Source organism: Thermacetogenium phaeum DSM 12270 (assembly GCF_000305935.1).
Taxonomy (GTDB): Bacteria; Bacillota; DSM-12270; order Thermacetogeniales; family Thermacetogeniaceae; genus Thermacetogenium; species Thermacetogenium phaeum.
Genome location: NC_018870.1, coordinates 106,072 through 130,813, shown reverse-complemented (window position 1 = coordinate 130,813; position 24,742 = coordinate 106,072). Strand labels below are relative to the sequence as shown.

The 24,742-nt window shown below is 52.0% G+C and carries 19 protein-coding genes, 1 pseudogene and 1 riboswitch; of the genes and pseudogenes, 1 reads left to right on the top strand and 19 read right to left on the bottom strand.

The window, feature by feature from the left end:
* Positions 1-9 precede the first annotated feature (9 nt).
* Positions 10-2,121: a sigma-54 interaction domain-containing protein gene (locus TPH_RS00695; RefSeq protein ID WP_015049302.1), complete on the bottom strand. Its 2,112-nt coding sequence runs from the start codon at positions 2,119-2,121 to the stop codon at positions 10-12.
* A gap of 519 nt (positions 2,122-2,640) precedes the next feature.
* Here TPH_RS00695 and TPH_RS15805 point away from each other — a divergent pair.
* Positions 2,641-3,162 (top strand): annotated as a pseudogene (locus tag TPH_RS15805) (transposase); the annotation flags it as partial.
* Positions 3,163-3,545: 383 nt separating this feature from the next.
* Here the strand turns inward: TPH_RS15805 and TPH_RS00685 are convergent.
* The 18 genes from TPH_RS00685 to TPH_RS00600 form a co-directional block, all read right to left on the bottom strand.
* Positions 3,546-4,124 (bottom strand): flavin reductase family protein, encoded by a 579-nt coding sequence (locus tag TPH_RS00685; protein ID WP_015049301.1) that lies wholly within the window; start codon positions 4,122-4,124, stop codon positions 3,546-3,548.
* Positions 4,125-4,259: 135 nt separating this feature from the next.
* Positions 4,260-5,048 (bottom strand): MBL fold metallo-hydrolase, encoded by a 789-nt coding sequence (locus tag TPH_RS00680; protein WP_015049300.1) that lies wholly within the window; start codon positions 5,046-5,048, stop codon positions 4,260-4,262.
* A gap of 10 nt (positions 5,049-5,058) precedes the next feature.
* On the bottom strand, positions 5,059-5,544 hold the full coding sequence (locus TPH_RS00675) for a GNAT family N-acetyltransferase (protein WP_015049299.1): 486 nt from the start codon (positions 5,542-5,544) through the stop codon (positions 5,059-5,061).
* The gene (nrfD, locus tag TPH_RS00670) at positions 5,541-6,509 is read right to left on the bottom strand and encodes an NrfD/PsrC family molybdoenzyme membrane anchor subunit (protein ID WP_015049298.1); all 969 of its coding nucleotides are present in this window, start codon (positions 6,507-6,509) and stop codon (positions 5,541-5,543) included. The genes TPH_RS00675 and nrfD overlap by 4 nt, the downstream gene beginning before the upstream one ends.
* Positions 6,510-6,521: 12 nt before the next feature.
* Positions 6,522-7,064 (bottom strand): 4Fe-4S dicluster domain-containing protein, encoded by a 543-nt coding sequence (locus TPH_RS00665; RefSeq protein ID WP_015049297.1) that lies wholly within the window; start codon positions 7,062-7,064, stop codon positions 6,522-6,524.
* Complete coding sequence (locus TPH_RS00660) at positions 7,064-9,262, bottom strand: molybdopterin-containing oxidoreductase family protein (protein ID WP_015049296.1); 2,199 nt, start codon at positions 9,260-9,262, stop codon at positions 7,064-7,066. Before TPH_RS00660 ends, TPH_RS00665 begins: the two co-directional genes overlap by 1 nt.
* 113 nt (positions 9,263-9,375) lie before the next feature.
* Positions 9,376-10,332 (bottom strand): DUF169 domain-containing protein, encoded by a 957-nt coding sequence (locus TPH_RS00655; protein ID WP_028991204.1) that lies wholly within the window; start codon positions 10,330-10,332, stop codon positions 9,376-9,378.
* A gap of 47 nt (positions 10,333-10,379) precedes the next feature.
* Entirely contained in the window at positions 10,380-11,459 is a 1,080-nt protein-coding gene (locus TPH_RS00650; RefSeq protein ID WP_015049294.1) for a (Fe-S)-binding protein, read from the bottom strand.
* Positions 11,456-12,304: a TIGR04282 family arsenosugar biosynthesis glycosyltransferase gene (locus TPH_RS00645; RefSeq protein WP_015049293.1), complete on the bottom strand. Its 849-nt coding sequence runs from the start codon at positions 12,302-12,304 to the stop codon at positions 11,456-11,458. Before TPH_RS00645 ends, TPH_RS00650 begins: the two co-directional genes overlap by 4 nt.
* A 341-nt stretch (positions 12,305-12,645) precedes the next feature.
* A complete protein-coding gene (locus tag TPH_RS00640; RefSeq protein WP_236608804.1) occupies positions 12,646-14,814 on the bottom strand; it encodes a molybdopterin-containing oxidoreductase family protein in 2,169 nt (722 codons plus the stop codon).
* 57 nt (positions 14,815-14,871) lie between these two features.
* Positions 14,872-15,873, bottom strand: a complete 1,002-nt coding sequence (locus tag TPH_RS00635) for a radical SAM protein (protein WP_015049291.1) — start codon at positions 15,871-15,873, stop codon at positions 14,872-14,874.
* A gap of 192 nt (positions 15,874-16,065) precedes the next feature.
* Positions 16,066-16,581, bottom strand: a complete 516-nt coding sequence (locus tag TPH_RS00630; RefSeq protein WP_015049290.1) for a nucleotide kinase — start codon at positions 16,579-16,581, stop codon at positions 16,066-16,068.
* A 27-nt stretch (positions 16,582-16,608) separates the two neighbouring features.
* Positions 16,609-17,700 carry an ABC transporter substrate-binding protein gene (locus tag TPH_RS00625; RefSeq protein WP_028991206.1) on the bottom strand — a complete coding sequence of 364 codons (1,092 nt, stop codon included), beginning with the start codon at positions 17,698-17,700 and terminating at the stop codon, positions 16,609-16,611.
* A gap of 86 nt (positions 17,701-17,786) precedes the next feature.
* Positions 17,787-18,569, bottom strand: a complete 783-nt coding sequence (locus TPH_RS00620; protein WP_015049288.1) for an ABC transporter ATP-binding protein — start codon at positions 18,567-18,569, stop codon at positions 17,787-17,789.
* Positions 18,566-19,615 (bottom strand): FecCD family ABC transporter permease, encoded by a 1,050-nt coding sequence (locus TPH_RS00615; protein ID WP_015049287.1) that lies wholly within the window; start codon positions 19,613-19,615, stop codon positions 18,566-18,568. The genes TPH_RS00620 and TPH_RS00615 overlap by 4 nt, the downstream gene beginning before the upstream one ends.
* A gap of 54 nt (positions 19,616-19,669) precedes the next feature.
* Positions 19,670-19,804: riboswitch (molybdenum cofactor riboswitch) on the bottom strand.
* 299 nt (positions 19,805-20,103) lie between these two features.
* Positions 20,104-20,652 (bottom strand): cytochrome c3 family protein, encoded by a 549-nt coding sequence (locus TPH_RS00610; RefSeq protein WP_236608840.1) that lies wholly within the window; start codon positions 20,650-20,652, stop codon positions 20,104-20,106.
* Positions 20,653-20,782: 130 nt separating this feature from the next.
* On the bottom strand, positions 20,783-22,444 hold the full coding sequence (locus TPH_RS00605) for an FAD-dependent oxidoreductase (protein WP_015049285.1): 1,662 nt from the start codon (positions 22,442-22,444) through the stop codon (positions 20,783-20,785).
* Between the two features lie 326 nt (positions 22,445-22,770).
* Positions 22,771-24,429: an FAD-dependent oxidoreductase gene (locus TPH_RS00600; protein ID WP_015049284.1), complete on the bottom strand. Its 1,659-nt coding sequence runs from the start codon at positions 24,427-24,429 to the stop codon at positions 22,771-22,773.
* Positions 24,430-24,742 lie beyond the last annotated feature (313 nt).

Here is a 24,742-nt window from a genome sequence, read left to right as displayed (position 1 = left end):
TTAACTAAGTTAGACTGAAATATTATACTCTTTTAGTTTTCTATAAACAGTTGATTTACTTATTCCAAGCAACTCTGCTGCACGAGGAATATTGCCTTTGGTCTCTGAAAGAGCTTCTACTATTGCATTCTTTTCCATCTCCGTTAACAATAACACTCGTTTATTGCTCTGATTATGATTGCATATTCTGAGATGATCAGATGAAAAATCACTTCGGATCTCATCAGGTAGATCTCTGACTTCAATAACATCACCTTTTGAAACATTAATTGCAAAAATCACAGCGTTTTCCAACTGACGCACATTGCCGGGCCATTTATACTCATAGATCAACTTACGCACAGTAGGACTTATTTGAGGAGTTTTCCTTCCAATCTTTTTACAATATTTTTCGATAAAATAACGCGCTAAGATCTCTTTATCTTTACCTCTATCACGTAGAGGAGGTATATCAACCCTTAAAACTGATAAGCGATAGTAAAGATCCTCCCTAAAAAGTTTCTCTCTTACCATTTTATTGAGATCACTATTTGTTGCTGCAATTACCCTAAAATCAACCTTCTTGAAACGTCTTCCGCCTACACGCATAACTTTTTTGTCTTCAAGTACCCTCAACAACACTGCTTGAAGTTCAATTGGCATATCACCTATTTCATCAAGAAAAAGCGTGCCTCCTTCGGCTAATTCGATTTTACCCGGCCTACCGTGACGGTCAGCACCGGTAAAGCTGCCACCCTCGTAGCCGAATAGCTCGCTCTCGATGAGTTCCCTAGGCAATGCAGCACAATTGACAGCCACAAAAGGCCCCTCAGGACAATACCAATTATGGATTGCCTGGGCAAAGAGCTCCTTTCCAGTGCCACTTTCCCCAATTATCAAAATGTTTTCTTTGCAGCCAGCAAAGCGTTTTGCTTTTTCTTTTGCTCTAGTAATTGCCTCACTCACGCCAACAATATCATCAAAGGAAAAACTCGCTGCAGCCCCAGAACGGCTTGTAACCAAGGCATTAACTTTTTTAGCACGGGAAAACTCGAGAACAGCGGCATTTATTTGCTTGTTCTTGTCATTGGTATAAACTGGACGAATACTTATTATATAATTTTCATCCTTATTTTTAACTACTTCTTCAATAGCTGCACTTTCGCCTTTTTTAAGTAAATCCATAAAGGAAGAGGTGTTTTCCACGAATTCAGTGATATTTCTTCTCCCTATGTCATCTGGTTTCAGATTTAGTATTTGAGCTCCCTCTTGATTAACGCATGTTATTTTCCCATTGCGATCAACAGTTATTATTCCATCATCAATCAATGATAATGTAGTTTCCAACATTCTATTGGTCATTGCAAGACTATCATTTGCTATTTTCAGCTCTTCATAACTCTTTAAAAGCCTTAATTGGGTTTCTATTGCCACCGCAATAGACGTAACCAAACCTAGCATGTGGGAAAAAAGACGCTGAAAATTCTCATTCCATGGCTCACAAACCAGCCACTGCCATAGTAACAGCACTCCTCCAACTTCCCCGTCTTCTCCTATTATTGGTGCTGCTGAAGCCATAGTATTTGCTAATTCATCCCAATAATTTTCTATTCCTATTAATTGTACAGGACGCCTTAAAAGTGCGCACAAAGAATGCGAATTTGTACCAATGTTTTTTTCATTTAGGATAATGCCTTCTTTTAAACACAAACCCTTTGTTACATTATTTTTTACCTTTATAACCTCTCCGTCACCAAGAAGAATTAACCCATTCTTGTCGTACAACTGAAATCCGTAACCAGATGCTTCAACAAAGTTTTTGAAAATTTCCCGTAATGGTTTTACGATTTTAATAAGTGCTTCATTTCTCTTTAATTTTTCTTTAAATTTCGATTTTGCTTCACATCGCAAAATGACTCTCTTATGATCAACCCCATAATTACGCGATCTAATCCATGACTTCGCTACCTCAGGTTCCAAATATGAACAAGAAAGCAACTCGTCTTCGCCAATTTCATTTTGTAAAAATTTTTCCTTGACCTCTAATATTCCTTCCCATCGCTCTTTTGTCATTTTCCTAATTTCTATTCTTTTATGAGTTGCTTTATCCACTAATGAATAGTTCACAGACGAGAAAGGCATGTTAAATCCCCCTTCTGAACTTTAGATTAGACTTTTTACTTAAAGCCACACTAGATATGGCACGATTTTTGCTAGCCTACAGTTCAAAAAAGAATTATCGATTTGAGCACTCATATAATAATGAGCTTTGACCAAATCCCACTCATCTAATAAGAAAATAAGAAACCTTAAAAGAAATTACAGCAAAAGCTGATAAACCATTTTTCAGAAAGAAATTCCATACCGAAAATAATATGTCTTTTTAGGTATTTCTTTGAGGGATAATTTACAGTTAATGCCTTCCTCTTCTAAATGTTTTAGTGGGTTCGTCTTGTTTTGCGCGATGAAACAATCACAATTAGCGATTCGAATGCGCAAATTCCCACCCATGCAGCAGTAGCCAAATTCAACTTCCCGTTACAATAATAAGTCCCAACAACCCGCACAGAAATGGGTTGGCAAACGGCATGATATCTAACGATCTTTTCATCTTGATGATCATTCTCTTAGTTAAACTTTTAATCCAATCACCCTTTTACCATCTGTTTAGACCCAGAAGCTGATTTTATCATCAAGCGAAATTTGCGCAAGGAAACGCCGGAAGCCTGGCTGGCCATTGCCAAGGAAAACGGTACTGCCATTGTAGGACGGGAGGGAAAAACCGTCTATCGGAGGCACCAGATGGTGAAAATCGATGGTGCTGATACCCCTGTCCACTACCACGACCACAGCAAAAAGCTGAGCAATTCCACAGTGAAATCAAAAACGATTTAGAGCTGGAACGGCTGCCCAGCGGCAAGTTTGCCACCGATGACCTGTTGCTGCACCTGGGCGTTTTGGCCTATAATATCTTGCGGCTGTTATGGCAGTTTATTTAGCCTGCCGCTAAAGGTAGTGCCTCTGGGGAAGAAGGCCCAACGCCGCCGGTTGCGCACCGTCATTCAAAACCTGATTACCATAGCTTCCCGGTTGGTTAACCATGCCCGGCAGGTAAAATTACGGTTTGGAAGGCACAGCCCATGGTATCCAGCTTTGCGGTACCTATATGAAGCTTTAGCTTAAATAAAAAGAACTTCTAGCCCTACAGTTTAGCTGTATAAACAGGCTCCAAGCCACTTAGGACAGGAGGCTTACTTTGCTATTCCCCTTTCCATCAGGGTCCCCTGTTAAGAGTGAATAGTTTTCGTTCCCATAATCAAACTTAGACCCATTTCATTGTATCAGCAAATGCTAATTATTACCGTTATAGCCATTTTCTGTTAGAGTACATCCCTCCTCTGCCCTATTCGTTCATCCCCACCAATCCGAACCTTCATTTTGATGACTATTTAATTTCCATCTAAGATCAGACATTTACCCGTACTAACCGCAATCTCGACATTCGATACATTTATTCGATATAGTTCGCCAATATTCCTCTTATTTTTTGTTCATCAGGCACAAACCTATGTCACCGAGCAACAATACTTCCCTACTGAATAGGCCTTGCCGAGATATTTACCTACTCCGTAATAAGAAGCGCTGCCCGGTATCAAGACCAGGGGTTTCAGTTTTTCCACATCGGGGGTGCCGTCCTCTTTCAGCATCTCCTCATCCATCTTTACGTCGAGGATCTCTCCTATGAAGGCAGTATGCGAGCCCACATCGGTATGGCCGAGCAGTTTGCATTCGATCACGCAAGGAAACTCCTTTAAATAGGGAGCATCCACAAGATCGCCCTTCACCGGTGTGAGCCCGGTTTCCGCCGTCTTATTGTGCCTGAACCCGGATGTCAGCCCGAAATAATCCGTCTCCTTAAGGTAGTCTTCTGAAGGAATGTTTACGGTAAAGGCCTTTCTGTCCAGGATGTTTGCGTGGGTGTACCTTTCTTTCCTCAAGGAAACACAGACTGCCGGCGGCTCGGATGCACAAATACCCACCCATGCGGCAGTGGCCACATTCGGCTTACCCTCCCGATCATAAGTGCCGATCACCCATACGGGAACCGGATAAGCTATTGACCGGGATCCTAACGATCTTTTCATTCCAACTCATCCCTCTTGTTATATATTTCACATCTCTGGCGCTACAAAAGCCCTTTCGCGTCGACGCAGCCAAAAACTTCCGGGAATTTTCGAAATCCCCCCTTTCCACGAAAACCTCGTTTTCCACCCGACCTCTTATAAGAGCTCCAGCCTCAGGCCATCCCGGGCCACATCGACATCCGGGTGCTCCGCCAGTTCTTCCTCAAGCTCTTCCGAGGTCACCGCCCGGCTGTAGTGGATGGAAAGATGAGTCAGAATCGTCCTTTTTGCCTCCACCTTTTTTCCGAGTTCAATCGCTTCATCGACCGACATGTGGGACTCCGGGAACCAGTTCTCACCGTAAAAGGTGGCGTCGCAGATCAGCAGATCCACACCGCGCACCTTTTCGGCACTGCTTTCCGGCAGGCCTGCTGTGTCGGTAAAATAGGCAACCCTGCTTCCACCCGATTCCACCAGAAGACCTGCGGTTTCGACGCCGTGGTTGGCCGGCAGCGGGGTGAGGGTGATCCCGTCAAAATCATAACCATTGAAGAACCGCCAGGGAGTAAGGCTAAACACCTCCGCCAGATTGGGGAAGGCACCGTTGAACTGCTGCACTGCACTGGGGGGCAGGTAAAGGGGCAGCCTCTCCCTGCGCTCCAGCTTAACATAATATTCGAGCTCTCCGAGTCCGGCGTAGTGATCGTAGTGCCAGTGGGTCAGGAAGACGCCGTCAACAACTGATATTTTCTCTCTCACCAGCTGTGCCCTCAGATCCGGTGAGGCATCGATCAGCAGTGTTCGTTTCCCTGTTTTTAACGCGGCGCCGCTGCGCGTCCTGCTGTACTCATTTTTCTGCCATGCTTCCCGGCAGCCCGGGCAGCTACAGAAGAAAGAGGGAACACCGGGGCCCGCCCCTGTCCCCAGAAGGATAAGCTCCGGCATGCCTTAAAACCTACCTTTCTTTTTCCAGAACCATCGGAAGGGGTCTGCATGTTTCCCGATCTGGACAGTCATCGCATTGAGTGTTGTAAGGAGGGGGGAGGGCAGCAAAACTAAATGCTCGAAAACCATGTTTTTCATAAAAGCCCGCCGCGCCTCCCCTGGCCACAGTTGTTAGCCGGTATGACTTATAATCTCCGCCCCCCTCTGCTTCTCTGCAGTACTTCCAGGGTCTTTTGATGATCTCCGAAAGGAGGAGTCCCCCTATTCCTCTCCCCCGCAGCTCACCCCTGACCCCGAAAACCTCAAGATGGAAGCAGTTTCTGCCGCTGAGCACAAGTCTTCCCGCAGCACACAGGCGTCCATCTATCTTCAGCACAACGTAATCGCTCACATCCCCGCGCACTGCAAGATCGTGCTCGGCCAATATTTCTTTCAGATCAGCTTCATCAATCTTACCGGATAACGCCACCTCAGTCTTGCCCTTCAAACCTCTCACCTGTCTCCCCCGTACAGCCAGGCCTCCTTCTCTTTCCAGCGCTGCTCAAGGCGCAGCCCCAGTTCGGCTTCTTCCTGTACGTTCATCCACTCGTTCTCTTCGCCAGGAAGGCTCCTTCTCACCGCCGCCTGCAAGAAGACACACCGGAAACAGGCGCAACCGACGAGGATCAGAACGGCTTTGACCGCCGTGAGGGCCGGGTTGTTGCCGCAGAGGTAAATGATCAGCGGCACTGCCAATCCCGCCGCAACGACCCCCCACCAGAACTTCGTCCTCAAGGAGCCCCGCAAAATTGCAGCAACCGCCCTTTTGGCCTCTTCAGCTCCGGTATTGCTGACGCCCATCAGGTACCCCGCCAGCAAGACCGCTTGAGCCGCTATGAAGCCGAATAAGACGCCGCCGTTAAGTCGCAGGATTGCCGGGTCCTGAGCCTGCCCGAGGATCATCGAGATGAGGAGCACACCGGCTATGCCGCTCGCGGCACCATAGACCAGAAACAGCGGCACAAGCCCGCTTCCGTTCCAGAAGGACCTGCCTCTAGCCTCCCCAAGCTCCAGCCCGGGATAGGCCACCAGAACCGCCGCCGCCACAATGCCCAGCACCGCAAGAACCTCCCGCAGCCCGTACGCAGGGTACCAGGGGATAAACTCAAAGAAGGTCGTGGCGTAGACGAAAGCGATGACCATAAAGGCGCTCATAGCAATTGAGCCAAGGCTCATTATGGATGAGGGCTTTGTCATTACGAGATAGAACTTCATTTTATTCCCCAACTCTACCGTCAGCAACATGGCTCCTATACCTGCAACAACCACAGCCGCCAGAGATACCCATCCATTTATCAGCTGTGCCACCGCAGTGCCGGCCAGATCTAAAACCCCAGCAATGATAAACATCATAGCTCCCAGTGCAGCCAGGAAGAAGTTACCGGCCGCAAGTGCCCCCCAATACTCCTGTTTGTTCTCCACCGATCTCACCTCTTACGGGAAAATGTAGTACACAGCCGGTTTCGTCCCCAATTCTTCGTGCAGCGGATGCGCATTCTTCTTCCTTATCAACTGCGCGATCTCGCTATTGGGGTCATCGAGATCACCGAAGTAGCGCGCTTTTACCGGACAAGTTTCGACACACCTCGGTACTTCCCCTTTATCCAGTCTTTCGAAACACATAGTGCACTTCTCCACGATGCCTTTTTCTTCACTGTAAAACCTTACCCCGTAAGGGCAGGCAACCATACAGAATTTACAGCCGACGCACTTTTTTTCGTCAACTACGACAATTCCATCTTCACGCCTGAAACTGGCTCCCGTAGGGCAGCCGTCGACGCAAGGCGCTTCTTCGCAGTGCATGCAGGGCACAGGCAAAAAATAGGCCGTTAGATTGGGAAATTTCCCATCAGGTCCAACTCTGAGCACCCGATTCCACTTTTCCCCTAAGGACAGTCTGTGCTCCTGCTGGCAGGCCACCGTGCAGGCATAACAACCGACACATTTATTGAGATCTATCAACATTCCCCAGCGCATTAGCTACCCTCCACTTTCGAGATCCGGCATCTGACACCCCTGGTACACCAGCTGCCGCAGGCCTCGTCGCAGGTATCGGGGTCGTCATCCAGACAGACGTTGATATTGGATTCAAATACCCCCATCAGCTCGGGGTCGCTGATCTCCTTTTCCGGATACCACCATCCCCTCTCCGCCTGAACGGTATCCGGGGCTACTGCTTCGGTCAAAACCGCCCTCTGTTTCACTTTCCCTGTTGGCGTTTCGATCCAGACCCAGTCACCGTCCTTAATTCCATATCGCTCGGCTAAGCTCGGATTAATGGCAAGTCTGGGGTAGGGACTCACAAGCCTTAATCTTGTAATTTCGCGGTGCTCCGAATGGAAGAAGGGATTGAAGCCGCCCCCGGCGATCAGGGTGAGCGGATAGTCTTCGGCCAGCTCCGGCCTGGCTTCGGGACTGAACGGCGGCTCCACATAGTGCGGCAGCGGGTCGTATCCCAGCTTCTCCAGTATGGAGTTCTTCAGCTCCACCTTCCCCGACGGCGTCGCAAAACCCCGCTCCAGATACTTCCTGTATTCCCTGGGCGCAAAGTCGTACCGGTAGTTGTGAACGAATTCTTCGTAGCTCTCAATTTCATAGCCCAGCTTCTCCAGCCGGTGCTTGAAGACTTCTTCCTCCCTCTCCCACGGCCAGTATTCCCCCTGCCCCAGCCGCAGCCCAAGTTCCCTCCAGAGTTCGTAGTCCGTTTTCCGTTCGTATAAGGGTTCAATCGCCCGCTCCGACGCTATCAGCCAGTCCGATACCCCGTAGGTGGTCGTCAGCACCGGCCTCTCCAGCCAGGAGGCCGCAGGCAGGACGTAGTCCGCCAGCACCGCCGTCGGCGTCATCCAGTATTCCATGACTACCAGCAGCTCTAAGCTCTTTAAGGCTTGATAGACTAATTTCGTGTTGGCGTAGGATACCAACGGGTTGTCCGCCAAAACTATCGCCGCTTTGACCGGATACGGTTCCCCCGTCGCCATCGCCCGAAACAGTACCGGAGGATTCGCTTCGCAGAACCATTCGGCCGGTATGCTCTTCCCCCACACCCGCTCCAGGTTCTCGCTGATCAGCCGGTACCCCGGCCAGCTGTTGAGTTTGAACCGGTCCGACCCCAACTGCTTCGCCCTCTGTTCTTCCGGCAGCTTTTCGTTGAGTTCCATTTCCCAGTCGGTGATGAAGGTGGGGTGCGGCCCCGGCATGACGTCCCCTCCCGGTACGTCCAGGTTGCCGCAGATCGCCCGCAGCGCTACCCTCGCCTGCGCCCCAGCCGTGCTCCCCCTACCCAGCTGGTCGGTGGCTACTCCCCACATGAGACAGGCCGGCTTCGATGTGGCGTACATCCTCGCCGCTTCCGCTATCAGTTCCGCCGATACCCCCGTCTTCTCCGCTGCCCATTCCGGAGTGTATTCCTCTACCCGCTCAGCCAGCTCCCCAAAGCCTACCGTCCATTCGCTCACGAATTCCGCATCGTACAGACCTTCGTTGATGATAACGTTGAGCCACGCCAAGGCTAAGGCATTGTCGCTGTTCGGCCTGATCGGTAACCATAAATCCGCTTTCGCCGCAGTCTCGCTGAAGCGAGGATCAATAACGATGATCTTGGTGCCGAACATCTCACGAGCCAGAAGCAGGCCGCGCATCTCCGGCAGATAAGATGCTCCCGGATTGTGGCCCCACACCACCACGCAGCGAGAGCCGTTCATTACTTCGGCATCAAAGGAACCCCATCCATAAGAAATAGTTTCCGCCAAAAAATTGGGTATCCAGCAGACCGGAGCCGTATGAGTCACATTGGGGCTGCCCAGCAGGTTGAAGAAGCGTCTCCTGGCAAAATCATCGGTCCGGTTGGTTCCGCCGATAGTGGAAATAGTCTCAGCACCGTATTCAGAGATCAACCTTTTGATCCGTGCAGATATGTCATCCAGAGCCTCATCCCAGCTGACTCTAACAAACTTGCCCGAACCCCTCTCCCCTACCCTTTTCAGGGGGTAGTTGATGCGGTTCGGGTGGTATAAGTGGTCAAGGGCGGATACCCCCCTCGCGCACTGAGTCCCGGCGTTGGTGGGGTGCTCCGGATCTCCTGTTACTTTAACGACAACCCCATCCTCTACGTGGGCCAGCATGCCGCAATTCATATGGCAAAAGTGACAGGCAACCTTCTTAACCTGACTCATTTATGAATCCCCTTTCTCTCTCTCCAGGCCAATCCTGTTTTTCTTCTCTTACTCAAATTAAACACCTTTGCTTTAACTCACCTCTCTAACTTTTTCGCTTTTTAAATAATTTCTTATACCCCTCTGTGCCTTAATTGAATGGCCTTGTGGGGGCACTGACCGACGCAGGTGTAACAGGCACTGCAGCGCTCCACAAAAGCAGGGTAGGCTTTTTTCGCCCTGTTTACAGTCTTCATTTCAAAGACGTTTCCCGGACAGAAAGCCTGGCACAAACCGCAGCCATCACAGGCTTCCCAGTTGACCTCCAATTCAACGGCGCCGCTCGCCTCTTCAGAGGGCTTGGAGACGTTATCCATAACAGGATGGATGTAGATCTTGTTCCTCTCCTCGGGTATGCTTTTAAGGGCCAACTTTTCCAGCGCTTCGACCAGCAATGGCAGCATCCCGTAAGGAACCGAAACGTAAAGCTCAAAGTCGTCTATTTCGCTGGAGGCCCTTGCCCCATAACAGCCGAAGGATATGTTCATCTTGCCGCTCTGCATCACCTTAACCGTAAGATCGGCGCAGGTAGAATTGTAGCCGGATGTATAAAAGACCTGCCTTTCCCCGCTCGTATAGGTCTGGGCACAACACAGCCACATCGCCTGTTCCGGCCACAGCGTAAAGATAACCACATCGGGGACAAAAGCGGCCGTTTCCAGCGGGGCCAACGCCGTTGCTGCATAACTTCCGGGGGCAAACTCCGGCCTTCCGGCGATCATTTTCCTGGCGCACTCCAGGTTCGGCAGCTTCTTGAAGAGAAGATAGAGTTCCCCCGATCTCAGCTTCGGCGACATTTCTACCAGCCCCAGGATTCCCGCACCATCGGGGCAGGCGTGCTTCCGAGGGGGGAGGTAGAGGGAGTTCCCGCGCCTCGCCACGATAATCGACTGGCAGTGGCGAAGGGGCATAGGTGGCTCTACCAGTCCTTTCGGTATCTCTTCACCCCTTTTCAGCAGTCGCAAGGCTACAGGGGACCAGCGCAGTCCGAGTGTCCGCCGCAGCGCTTCTGCCATTCGTTGGTTGTCCATTTCAGCAAACCCCTTCCACTCTCCCCTACCACTCCTGCTCTCCGGTCTCATCCCGCATTTTCGAGGATTTTCAAAACCTTTGTTTTAACATCAGAATAGTCTTCGTCTAGTCCGAGCAGCAGGTTGAGAACATGCCTTACCTTAACCCCAGAAGGCCTCGTCGCAAAATTGAGCACACAGCTGAGACAGTAAGCAAGCAGAACCCTTGCGCCGCTCTTTTCGGCCTCCCGCAGCCTCACTTCGATGAGCTTTTCTGCCAGTTCCGGCCTGAAATGCGATACCTGCCCGCCGCTCCCGCAACACGGCGTATCACCTCTGTTGGCAGTCATTTCAACGACGCTAAATCCGCTTTTTTTCAGAGCCGCTCGCACGCCCTTGGAGAAGACCCCCTTAAATCTGTCGGGGCACGAGTCGTGCACCGTGCAGAGAGGCGCATTTTCAGCAGTTATTTCTGTAAAATCCAGAACCTCATAAACCGTTAATATTTCTATTTCTTCCTGCCCCAGAATCTCGTACAAATAATAATAACACCCGGGACAGGCAACCACGATTCTCTTGACACCTAGGCATTTCACCTTATCTACCAGATTGCGGGACGATTCAGCAGCTCTCTCTTCCAGGCCCATCTGGCTCAGCGGTTTCCCGCAGCAGTCCGTCAGCATCCCCCGACATCCGCATTCGTCCTCAAGCCTCTTAAAAACCTCTCTGGTCAAAACCGGTGAATAGGTCATCAGGGTACAACCCGGGAAAAAACAGATTTCTGCGCCTTTCTCCGCTTCCAGATCGCCGTAGTCGATCCCGCAATAACTGCGGTACAGCTGCATGACGTGCTCTTTTCTATCCGGAAGCAGATAGTTATACTCTTCCGGGTCTATTTCCCCTTTCTCAACCGCAGCCATTCTCCTTGCTGCAAACAGAGCGGACGGCCTCAACTCAAGGGGACAGGCAGCAGCACACCTGTCGCATAAAAAACAGCTGTAAGCCAGATAAACGTCTATTCCCCTTCTCGCCAGCTCACCCGGCGAGTCCGTCAACTCAGCCAGCAAATCACACACTTCAGCACACGCCCCACAATCCAGGCATTCCTGCTCCAGCTGGGAAAGTGCGCTTTTGATGCCATCTCTCATCTCTCCCTGCTCCCTTCCATCAGGGAAGGCGCTGCTGAAGCCTCCAACCCCATTTCCCGGATCATTTGAATCGTCCTTTTTGGGATGAAGACCCCGCCATCGAAACGCGCTGCCAGCTGAAGAGCGTTTAACGAAGAAAGCATGCTCGCCAGGTCCAGCGGGATGTCCACATCCGGGATCATTTCGACCATGCCGAAGGGAATACCCTGTTCAGTTGCCTTATAAACGAGCATATCCAGAGCAGTAACGCCATCCTTGTTGTAAAATACCCCTTCGAATTCAAACGGGGTATTGCAGGTATAACCTACAAGAGAAAAACCGCCCTCCTGGCAGGCGCCCTCCACAATGGCAGCACCAATGGCGGCACCGCTCCCCTGGGCGTTCTTGGCAGCCTTTTTGCCGGAATCGCTTGCCGCCAACCTCTCCATTCTACTCACAGCTTCTCTTAGAGTAGCTGGCTGGAGAGTCGGCAGATCTCCGCCTACGATGATTACGCTGTCGGCCAGCCTGCCGCCGTTTTCACCCTTTAAGATGTAATCGGCCGCATACTGCATGCACCGGTCGAAAGTACCGCCCCGATCGGCATACACACCTTTGATCGCCCGCCGATCGGATACCGACGCCAGCATCTTCTCCAAGTAATCACGGTCGCCATTTAGGTTATAACAGATGTAAAGGTCTCCACTATTGGAAGCGATGCAGCAGTCGATCACGTCCAGCAGACAGGCCTCATAGAATTGTTTTGCTTCCTCTGGTGTCAGAATGCCTCCCCTCTCCGTTGTCAGCCTCGTTTTGATATCCCCTGCTCTCGGCACTTTCGTAAAAACAACAATGGCGTTCTGCAACCCGGCTTCCTCCTATTCAAAGTCCAGCACCGGCACCCTTCCTCTCGGTAGCGTACGGGTTATAGGCGGATAATTTGGATCACTTCATAATCCTTAGCAAAAACCATACCAAACTTTTTTATCGCAGGAATTCCCCTTTACTCCAACCAAATCCGGATGCCTCCTCATAACCCTCCGGCTCGCTTCAGTCTCATTTTGAAACTGCCAACCAAACTTTTTTCTTTTTTGTAATATGACGCTCGACTTCCGAACAGAAAAAGCCACCGGCAGGTCATACCGGCAGCTTTTTCTGTTTATATATCTATAAAGGTTAAGGGGGGCATTATTTTATCAATAGAAGCCTACTCCTCTTTATTAACCTTCTCGGCCCGGCAGAGGACCCCGCGCGTACACCAGCTGCCGCAGGCCTCGTCGCAGGTATCGGGGTCGTCATCCAGACAGACGTTGATGTTGAACTCAAAGATCCTGGCTATGTCGTCCGCATCCGCCTTTCTTTCAGAAAACCACCGCCCCCTTGGTGCCTGAATTACACCCGGCGCTACGGCATCGGTGATCATAACCCTTTGCCTGACCTTTCCGACGGGCGTTTCAATCCAGATCCAGTCACCCTCCTGCGCGGCCAGCGCCTTTGCCAGCTGCGGATTAATGGCGACCGTCGGCTCCTCCGGCAATGCCTTTTTTTCATTTCTCTTTTTGCCGCCCTGAAAGCTGCCGCCGGTGATTAAGACGAGCGGGTAGTCTTCGGCCAGCTCCGGCCTGGCTTCGGGACTGAACGGCGGCTCCACATAGTGCGGCAGCGGGTCGTATCCCAGCTTCTCCAGTATGGAGTTCTTCAGCTCCACCTTCCCCGACGGCGTCGCAAAACCCCGCTCCAGATACTTCCTGTATTCCCTGGGCGCAAAGTCGTACCGGTAGTTGTGAACGAATTCTTCGTAGCTCTCAATTTCATAGCCCAGCTTCTCCAGCCGGTGCTTGAAGACTTCTTCCTCCCTCTCCCACGGCCAGTATTCCCCCTGCCCCAGCCGCAGCCCAAGTTCCCTCCAGAGTTCGTAGTCCGTTTTCCGTTCGTATAAGGGTTCAATCGCCCGCTCCGACGCTATCAGCCAGTCCGATACCCCGTAGGTGGTCGTCAGCACCGGCCTCTCCAGCCAGGAGGCCGCAGGCAGGACGTAGTCCGCCAGCACCGCCGTCGGCGTCATCCAGTATTCCATGACTACCAGCAGCTCTAAGCTCTTTAAGGCTTGATAGACTAATTTCGTGTTGGCGTAGGATACCAACGGGTTGTCCGCCAAAACTATCGCCGCTTTGACCGGATACGGTTCCCCCGTCGCCATCGCCCGAAACAGTACCGGAGGATTCGCTTCGCAGAACCATTCGGCCGGTATGCTCTTCCCCCACACCCGCTCCAGGTTCTCGCTGATCAGCCGGTACCCCGGCCAGCTGTTGAGTTTGAACCGGTCCGACCCCAACTGCTTCGCCCTCTGTTCTTCCGGCAGCTTTTCGTTGAGTTCCATTTCCCAGTCGGTGATGAAGGTGGGGTGCGGCCCCGGCATGACGTCCCCTCCCGGTACGTCCAGGTTGCCGCAGATCGCCCGCAGCGCTACCCTCGCCTGCGCCCCAGCCGTGCTCCCCCTACCCAGCTGGTCGGTGGCTACTCCCCACATGAGACAGGCCGGCTTCGATGTGGCGTACATCCTCGCCGCTTCCGCTATCAGTTCCGCCGATACCCCCGTCTTCTCCGCTGCCCATTCCGGAGTGTATTCCTCTACCCGCTCCGCCAGCTCCCCAAAGCCTACCGTCCATTCGCTCACGAATTCCGCATCGTACAGACCTTCGTTGATGATAACGTTGAGCCACGCCAACGCTAAGGCGTTGTCGCTGTTCGGCCTGATCGGTAACCATAAATCCGCTTTCGCCGCAGTCTCGCTGAAGCGAGGATCAATAACGATGATCTTGGTGCCGAAGGTCTCCCTGGCCCGGAGGATTTTTTCCATCTCATTGACATAGGTGGCTCCCGGATTGTAACCCCAGATGACGGCGCACCTGGCTCCCCCCGCAACATTATTGTCACAGGCGCCCCAACCGTAGGACGCCGCTTCGATCAGGAAATTGGGTATCCAGCAGGCCGGAACAGTATGGGCAACGTTGGGGCTGCCCAGCAGGTTGAAGAAGCGCCTCCTGGCAAAGTCATCGGTCCGGTTGGTTCCACCTATCGTCGATATCGCTTCGGCACCGTACTCCTTCTTGAGCCGCTCCAGCTTCCCGGCGATATCGTCAAGGGCTTCTTCCCAGCTCACCCTTGTGAATTCACCCGAGCCCCTCTCCCCTACCCTTTTCAAGGGGTAGTTGATGCGGTTCGGGTGGTCTAATTCTTCCAGGGCCGAAGCTCCTTTTGAGCACTGCGCTCCTTTATTAAAAGGGTAGTCGGGATCGTCGGCGATCTCCACGATTGCGCCGTTCTCCAAGCAGGCGAGCATTCCGCAGCTCTTGTGGCATAAGTTGCAAGCCACCTTTTTGACTTCCCCCATCAACAAACCCTTTCCCTTTGTTGATATTCGCTACCCGGATTATAGGAAATACTGTGAGGGCCCTTCATACACTTCCCATTCCGCCTCTTTAAAAATCTGGCGGCACCTCTGGACGTTAAATCCCCTGCTCTTTTCTGTCTTCTGGTCCGTATCGCGGGGGTTGGTCCCGGCTTCAGCCCAGATGATATCGGCTCCGGCGATGGCAGCGGGCACATTGGGCTCATGCGTACAGTTCAAGGGGGCACCGTAACCCATCGCCAGCCGCACCACGGCAACATACAGCGCCATCCGCGCCTCACTCACCATTCCGAAGCGCTCCAGCCTGGAGCCGGGGACACTTATACGCCGGCCCGCCCCGGAAAATACAGGCTCAATATCCCTGCAGATCAAGGTTTTTTCCACCAGCTCTTCAATCGTATGCTCCGGGCCAACAGGCTCCAGACAGGTACATACCTTAAGACCAGCCTGCTTTGCCGCCTTGATCGTATTCAATCTTTTCGCCGGCTCAATCCGGGTGACTTCTCCTTCCCCCAGTCTGACCGCATGGTAGATCCCATTGACACCGGCATCTTTAAGGGCCATGGCCTCCTGATAGCCAAAATCCGGCAGGTTAGCTATAAGAACGGTGTCCTCCTGAAGGTGTCTTTTTACTTCCCTGGCTATTACTATAAAGTCTTCAAAGGGAAAGGCAACGGTAGTCATCAAGAGGATGGCATTGGCTCCGTTTTTTTCAAAATCCCGTGCCCTTTCCAGTATTTCTTCCAGGGAGGCAATGCTGGGCTTTTTAAAAACGCCGTTACAGGCGGCAAATGAGCAAAACTCACAGTTATTCGGACAGGCCTGATTATCTATGCCGATCTGGGCGTGGATTTCCGCCTTACCGCCGGAAGCCTCCCGGCTCATTTCACGACCGACATACTGTATATAATACGCTTCCTCTGAAACCAGGGGGACAGAAAACAATTCTCCGATTTCATCGGGACCAAGCTGCTTTCCTGCCCTTGCCCTATCCACGATTCGCCTGATATCGCTTGCTAACAACTTATCTGCGCCCCTTTCCGTTGAGCTGATCTGATCTCTCTGAAGTTAAAAAAGTAGTATAGCAAATATCATGCCATCCGACGGTGAAATCCTCAACGCCACAACACCGCTAACAAGATCACACCGGCGTTCAGTTTACAGGTGCCGGCCCGGTCTGCAACACCCGGTTTCAAAATGAGACTCGTCTTCTCTTTATAAGTCCTGCAGCCACCCCGCCACTTTCTCGGCCAGTAGGTCACGATTTTCCCCGGTGACAGGAAGAATGATCACATCCCGCCTGTTTCTGATTTCGTTCAGGAAGGAGCTGCTTGCGGCTTTGAGCACTCCCAGCACAGGAAGCGGCGATCCCAGCAGGTCGAAAACATGCTCTTGGAAATTAATGGCTTCCGATTCAAACAAGCCGAGTTCGTCCATGATGACCAGGTCAGGCCTTTCTTTCAGGCTGTGCTTTAGGATGCGAACACCATAATCTTCAAAAGTCCCGGCCAGGCCGATCATTCTGCCTTCACCGTTATCAACGCAGATCCACCGGGCTTCTCCCCGGAAAATCGGGTTCAAGCCTTCAATGGTATACCTTTTTGACCCGTCTCCCAGGAAGCAGGGTGCTGTTTTGAACCCACCCAGAGATCCCTTAAAGGCCTCCAGCGCTTTCTTGATGATGGTGCTCTTGCCGATTTTCCTCTCTCCGGTCAAAAACACATTTTTCATAGCACTGCCACCACACAAGCCGCAGTTCTAAACAACCGGATTCAGCAGTTTTGCCGCCTCTTGGTCGGTCAGTTCATAATGGAAAAACTCCTTATAGAATTGTTTGGTTTCTTCGATCAGGTCTACTTCGTACAGATCAGGGTACAAGAGGTTCGCCAGCCACTTCACGCCGAGTATTCTAAATATTGAGGGAGGCCGGCTGATCCAGTCGTAGGGTTCGCAGGGAATTTCGTAGACCTTTTGGTTTTGCACCGCCCTGACACCTTTCCATTCGCCGCTCGTGAGAATGGTATTATAAACTTCGTGCTTGGCATCGGCATCGGTGCTGATGATGATCACTTCTGGATCCCACGTCAATATTTGTTCGATAGAAACCTGGATCCGGCGGACGTTTTCATCTAAGCCGGAAGTAGCCACGTTAACCGCTCCGGCGAGGTCAATGGCCTCTGAATTGACCGTCCCTTTGATGTCGGTCTCCAATCCGGTCGGCCCTTCGGCATAATAGAGGCGCACGCGTTCGTTTTCGGGCAGCTTTTGAAGCCAGCGATCGATTTCCGCATAGGTGTGGCTGCAGTATTCCGCCAGCTTTTGAGCCCTGCTTTCTTCACCCAGCAGTTTTCCTACAAATTCGTACGCTTGATCCAGGTTCTTGAGGCTCCCGTCAACCATTATTACCGGTATCCCCAAGCGTTTTTCTATTTCTTCAGCATCTGCTGTATACTTGGGGCTCACATCGCCCATACTGATGATGACATCAGGGGCAACCTTCATCAGTTCCTCTATGCTCCCGGTAAAATTGGTTCCTTTCCACGTCCCTAACACCGGCAGCTCCCGGTACTCAGGAAGGATGTACTTTTTTTCGACCTCACGCAGTTCGTTATTCCATCCTGCCAGCTTCTCCGGTGCCAGAGAATAGATAAAAATAGCGCCGGCTGCAGAAGTCGAAAACACCTTGTTTATTTTCTTGGGAACAGTTACCGTTCGCCCGGCCATGTCAACCACACTGACATTTTCCTCGCTGCCGGCACTGCTGTTCCCGTTTCCTGTCTTTTCACCGCATCCTGCGGCCGATAAGATAATAACCAGACAGCAAAGAACGGCAATTATCTTTTTCATCATTCGATCTCACATCCCTTGCAATTAATTCTCAAAAGTTCGTCCGGCCGCCAGACGCAATCCTGCTGCGCTTGCGCCTGCTCGGGGCTTTAGACAACCGAAGGAATGCATACCCGGTAGTTGATCCCTTTCCTTTCTATTTCGGCAACCTCAACCTCGACTCCGTAAATTTCCTTTAGATTTTGTCCGGTGATCACCTCCTCCGGCCTGCCCACATGGATAATCCGCCCCTTTTGCATTACCGCCACTTTGCTGCCGCAATAGAAGGCGTGTTCGGGAAAGTGGGAGGACATCACTACGGTCAGTCCGCTTTCGGCCAATCTTTTGATGTGTCTTAGGATGCGCAGCTGATTTCCGAAATCCAGGTTGGATGTGGGTTCGTCCAAAACCAGAATCCCCGGCTTTTGGGCCAAAGCACGGGCAATCAGGACCAACTGCCTCTCGCCTCCGCTTATTTCAGCGTAGTTTCTGTTTTCCAGGTGGCCGATGTTCAAGCGCCTCATGGCTTCCCGGGCGATTTCGACGTCTACGGTCGAAGGCACGGCAAAGTTGTTGATGTGGGCCGTCCTCCCCATGAGTACCACTTCGAGCACCCGGAAGGGGAACGGCGGTATGTGGTTCTGCGGTACATAGCCCAGGTAATGCGCCAGTTCTTTTCGGGGGTAATCGCGAACGTCTTTGCCGTCAATGAGTACTTTCCCCTTCGACGGCTTCAGTAAGCCCAAGATGCTTTTAAAGAGGGTCGTCTTCCCGGCTCCGTTTGGACCTAACAGACAGAGGACTTCTCCTGATTCTACTTCCAGGGTCACGCCGCGCAGCACTTCGTTGTTCTTTTCATACGCAAAGGCAAGGTCCTGCAGTTTTAGTTTCATCTCCAACCCTTCCTTGTTTTTGTTAATAGGTATAGGAAAAATGGCGCTCCTATTAATGAGGTTAAGATGCCCAAGGGTATTTCCATCGGCAGTAAGGAGCGAGCCATGGTGTCCACCAGCAGGAGAAAGGAGCCCCCTACTAAGATTGAGACCGGCAACAGGTTCTGGTAGTCCGGCCCTATAAGGGCTCTGGCCAGATGGGGTATGACCAGTCCCACCCAGCCGATCATCCCGCTGACCGAAACCGCCGAGGTGGTTAACAGGGTGGCGCACAGGATAACGATTATCCTTAACTTGCCCGTGTCCACTCCCAGCGCCTGTGCCTCTTCGTCCCCAAAAGAGATTATGTTTAAGTGCCAGCGGACCAGGTACAGCACTATGGAGCTTGTGAGTACGGGTAAGATCATCAGTTTTATGCTGCTCCACTTTATCGATACCAGGCTTCCCATCAGCCAGTATGTGATTGCAGGGAGCTTATTGTAGGGGTCGGCTACGGCTTTGAACAAGGAGATCAGGGAGGAGAAAACCGTCCCCACAAAAATTCCTGTGAGCACCAGTATCAGACTCGAATCCCCGCTCTTGATCCGGGTGCTTATAAAATAGGTCAGGAATACGGCCAGCAGTCCGCAGACGAAGGAGGCAATGTGAATTCCTTTCATGCCCCATGAGCAAAGGATCGCCAGGGCAGCCCCAAAACCCGCTCCCGCCGACGCCCCCAGTATGTCCGGGGATACCATCGGGTTCTTAAAGGTCCCCTGGTAGACAGCTCCCGAAACGGATAATGCCGCTCCAATCAGCAGGGCAGCTATAATCCGCGGCAGGCGTATCTCCATAAAGACGGTGCTCACCGTATCAGGTACAGCCCGATCGCTAAAAAACAGTTCGGCTTTCAGAATCCCTACGATCTGTTCGGGTGTAATCGGATATCTTCCTAAAAGCAGTGAAATAAATATCAGTGCCAGCAGCGTTATGAACAGCAGCAAATAATTCCACCAGACGGTTGTCGTCTTGAGCCGCATTATTCTGCACAAAAGGACAGGTTGCATTCAAAAAAGCCTCCTGGAACAAAAAATCCTGGTGTAAAGGACACCAGGATATCTTCCCAAATCCCTGAATCTCCTTTACAAACATGGTAGGCATATCGATTTCTCAATATACCCCGTGGTTGCCCAGGTCGAAATGCCATGGACGCCGGCGCGTCTTTAGGCAATAACGACTCGGAGATACAGTATCATTATGAAATTATCAATGTCAGAGATCTTTACTTACCAGCAAACCGCCACTCGCCGGTAATCTTCCGCCGGAGCAACACCTTCAATCGCCTATTATTTATAGCAATAAACATGCCAGCCAGGATGGTCTCCACCCTCTCTCGAAAAAACCTGATATCAACCGGATTCCGGCGGTTTAAGGCGCGGCTACGAGAGTTAAGGGGGTGTTTCAAAATAAAAAAAGCCAGCCCAAAAAGAGACTGGCTTTTAAATTTTAGACTTCTGGTTTTGGAGGGCTTGAGCTCCGGCTTTGACGCCCTGCCTCAGCTTTCAATCTCCCAGCTGTCATCGAGTTCTTCGAACCAGCTAAAGGTGTGGCACTGGGAGCACATCACCTTGGATTTGTCGTGCATCTGATGGCACTGGGTGCACTCTATCTCGCCCATGTGAGAATCGTGAGGGTTTGATTCCTCAAATTCGGTGGCAGCCACCGCCTGCTCATAATCCTCTTCGTGGCACTCCAGGCACTGCTCCCTCGTGAACGTCAACTTCTCCAGCGGCTCCGAGTAGTTGCCCGTTATGTAGTTGATGCCCTCCTGGGCTTTTTCCAGATAGCTCTTGTGGTGGCAGTCCAGACACTCGACACCCTGAGCGGCGTGTTTGTTGGCGAGCAGGTTGCTGTTCTTCCAGCTCTCATAGTACGGCTTGATGATATGGCAGGTGCCGCAAAATGCCGGGTTTTTGCTGAGCTGATTCAAGGCGATCGCTCCGACCACACCCAAAGCCAGCACTACACCAACAACTATCAGGATCCTTTTCGGCGTTAGAAATGCTCTTTTCTTTGCCTGACTTTCGCTATTTTTCACTTCCACAGCCAATCTACATCCCCTTCCAACAAGGATGGCCGAAAGCCACCTTTCTGTTTATTTCGAAGTTATTTTCGCCAGATCGGCGTCGCTTTTAAAGACTTCCTCTATTCTTTAAAGCGGGCTGCTCTCATTTTTACCCTTCCATCACCGTAGATCCGACCAAATAACCCCAGGTGAGCGCTCTCCCATGGCTGTTGCCGGGGATCGTGGTCGGATAGTCTACACCGTATAGACCACCTGAAACGTTGCCGACTGCGTAAAGCCCGGGAATCGGGTTATGATCTTTATCTAGGACCCGCAACTTGACGTCCACGTTCAGGCCTCCCGTAACCACCAGGAGGGCGCCTCCGAATTTGAGGGCATAATAAGGCGGCTTTTCGATCGTCGTCAACAGCTCGGAGCGCTTGCCGAAGTCGACGTCGTTTTTAGCTCTGGCAAGCTCATTGTAGCGCTCCACGGTGGCTTTGAGATTCTCAGCAGGAACCCCGATCTTCCCGGCAAGCTCCTCAATAGTATCGGCCATCCAGCCGATCTTGCCCCCTTCGATATAGCCCTCAATGGTCTTGCGGTCGGCATCCGGTGTCCACTTCTGGCCGACGAGCCGGCCCATGGAATCCCAGAACATGCCGCCCCCTATCGGGAGACTCGCCGCAACCTCTTCCGGCCACTTGGAATCGAAGATGACGAATGCCCACGGGCCTTTTCCCGGCTGCCTCATGGCACCCAGCGACTTGGCCTGCACCCAGGTATCTTCGTTCATAAAGCGCTTCCCCTGCTGGTTCACAAAGAGGAAGAAATAGCTCAGCCAGGAGAACGCCTGAGGATGGATCACGGCTGCGAATGGCGGGTCCTCAAAGGTGCCGCCTACCCAGAGACCCATTTTGTGCCCGTCCCCCGTGTTTTGTCCGACCGGGTAATACTGAGATCCGTTGGCCTTGAGGGCCAATGGCGCAAGAGCCTCACACATCTCCTTGTCGCCACCGATATCTCCGGTTGCCAGGACTACCCCCTTAGAGGCGTTGAAACGGTAGTAGCCGTCCTCAGCTTTGGCAATAACTCCTACCACCCGATTGCCTTCTTTCACCAGCTGCTCACCGGGTGTCTTGAAGTAGAACTCAACACCTAGCCTCTTGGCTTCATTGTAGAGGAGCAGGCTGACGTCCTGCCCCGGCTCTTTGCCTTCTTTCATCATCGGCCCGCCGAGGAACATATGGGTACCGGGGTATTCCCTATACGTCGGCCCTTTGTAATAGGCGTCCAGAATACCTACTGTCAGATTCGCCGCCTCGGCTTTGTCAAGCAGCCAGTCCATGGCTTCGCCGCTCCTGTTGAGAAAAAGCCAGACCAGCTCTTCGTTGGCCCTGTTGCCGCACTGGGCGATCCAAGCCCTGGCGATCTCTTTTTTGTCATTGACGATCCCCATCTTTTTCATAACCCGGGATTCAGCGACCCCGAAATGGCCGCCGCGACCGGTCCAGCTCGAGCCCTTCTCGATTACGATGACTTTCGCCCCCTTTTCCCTGGCGCGGACGGCGGCCGACAGACCGGACAGTCCGGCACCGACAACAACGACATCGGCCTCTAAAGTCTTTTTGATGTTCTTTGCCGGAATCGGTTCCGGCGGAACTTCAAAGCTGTATCTGGCCTCCTTTTCGGCTTTCGCACCGCCGGAAGTTGAAGGCTCTTTCTCTCCGCACCCAGCCAAGGCTCCGGCCGCAGCTACGCCAGCAGCGCCAACAGCCATGCTCTTGATGAAAGTCCTCCTCGAAATCCCCTTTTTGTTCTCCTTTTCCATCTTTCCTCCCCCTCGAATACTTAAGTTGTAATAGCAAGTAAGGAGAACCCGATTGCGTATTGGCTGCAACAACAAGGGCGATAACTTGCAAAAATCAATAAAGAAGTTCGTCTAAGGTCTGAAGATCGCCCCCCAGAACCTCAATCCACATCCTCTCGATACTCTGGGCAAACAGCCGCTAGAAACCGCTAACGGCAAGCGAGAACACCGCTCCAGAAGCCCGACCGCTTTTTGAAGGTATTAACCATTACCTGCCCCGAAAGCGAAAGCAAGCTCTCACCCCCTCCATCCCACGAAGGGGGTGAGAGCTCTTGATATCAATGAATCTAAACCCTTTCCGCTGCAGCGTACTGTCCGGCAAGGCGACCGAAGGTAATGCATCTTCCATGGCTGTGGCCTGGGAAGATGGTGGGATAATCCTGAGCAAAGAAACTGCCGGCGTTGTTCCCCGCAGCGTAGAGCCCGGGAATGACATTCCCCTTCTTGTCGAGCACCTGCATCTTGGCATTGACGCACAAGCCGCCTACCACCACAAGAAGAGCGCTCTTCATCAGCCCGGCGTAGAACGGCGGCTTATCGATCGGGAAGAGCAACTCAGATCTCTTGCCAAAATCGACATCGTCTTTCATGACCGCCAGCTGATTGTACCTCTCCACCGTAGCCTTCAGGTTTTCAGATGGCACCTTCATCTTCTGTGCCAGTTCTTCGATGGTGTCTGCCGTAACCACCAGCCCCTGCTTAATGTGCCTTTCCAGCATCGCCCGTTCGGCTTCTTTATTAAAGGGCTTACCCCAGGTACGGTTGACCTGATCCCAGAACATCCCGCCGCCTATTTTTATCGTCTCGGGAAGCAGATCCAGGAACTTGCTGTCATATACCGCCCAACCGATGTTATCCGGCTGCATCATTTTGGACATGCATACGGCCTGAGCCGTTTTATCCTCATTTTCGTAGCGGTAGCCGTGCTTGTTGACGTGAAGGAAGCAGTAACTCCAGGCACCCGCCTGAGTGTGGATCATAGCCGGATGAGGATAATCCTGCTGCATAGCGGCACCTATCCACATCCCCATTTTGTGCCCGTCTCCGGTGTTTACCCCAACAGGGGTATAGACATAGGCATCCGCCCGCAGCGCCATCGGGGAGTAGTACTCCAGCATCTCCTTGTCCCCGGAATAATCCCCGGCGCACAGAATAACGGCCTTCTTCGCCTCAAAGCGGATGTACTCTCCCTTTTCGTTCTTGGCAATGACTCCTCCAACGCGACCGTTATCCGGCCTGATCAGCTGTTCTGCCGGAGTCTTGTAATAAAAATCTACACCTTTCTTCTTGGCGTTCTTCTCCAAAACGGTGGCCACATCGACATTATGGGCAAATTTCGCTGCATTGGGGCCTCCGACGAAGATGTGGGTGACCGGATATTCATAGTAGTCGGGTCCCTTGTAATGAGCCGCCCACATTTCGGCGGTAATGCCCTCAGCTTCCGTCATGTCGAGCAGCCAGTTCATGCACTCCCCGCTCTTATTAACGAACAACCAATGGAGCTCTTCTTTGACCCTGTTCCCGCACCATTTGACTATATCTCTGACGGCCTGCCTTTTGTCGATCTCAATCCCCAGTTTTTTCTGAACCCTGCTGCCGACGGCAGCGTTATGCATCCCTCTGGCGGTAAAAGTTTCCCTCTTTTCAACGACGACGGTCTTGGCTCCCGCCTCGGCGGCCGAGAGAGCCGCACACAACCCTGCCAAACCGGCTCCGACCACCACCACATCCGCCGTTACCGTTTCCTTGATGTCCTTCTCCGGAATCGGCTCCGGCGGCACCTCAAAGCTGAGCTTCTTCGGCTCTTCCCCCTCTTTCGGAGGTGTCTTCGTACCGGTCTCCTCTCCGCACCCGGCCAAGGCTCCGGCCGCAGCTATCCCCGCAGCGCCGACCGCCACGCCTTTAAGAAAACTTCTCCGCGAAATACCCTTTTTGGCTTCCTCCATTCACTTTCACCTACCCAAGGAATTTAATTGACACCTGACATCGAAGTTAGACCTCCCTGCTGTGATTGCTAGAACAAACCACCCCTCCTTCATCAGCTTTTGCGGCAAACAAGTGGCCGCTGGACAGGTTTGCTGCACCGACATAACCCACGCTCCAGTCATACCTTGAAACAGCTCGGTACGGCCGTCTCTATGTTGTATGTACATTTCTCTCCTCCGCACCCTCTAACCTTTGTTATGTTTAATAAAGATAAAAGCGGCGCTTTTGTTATATTCAACAAGGTGGTGCGGGCATCTCTATAGCGTTGTTATC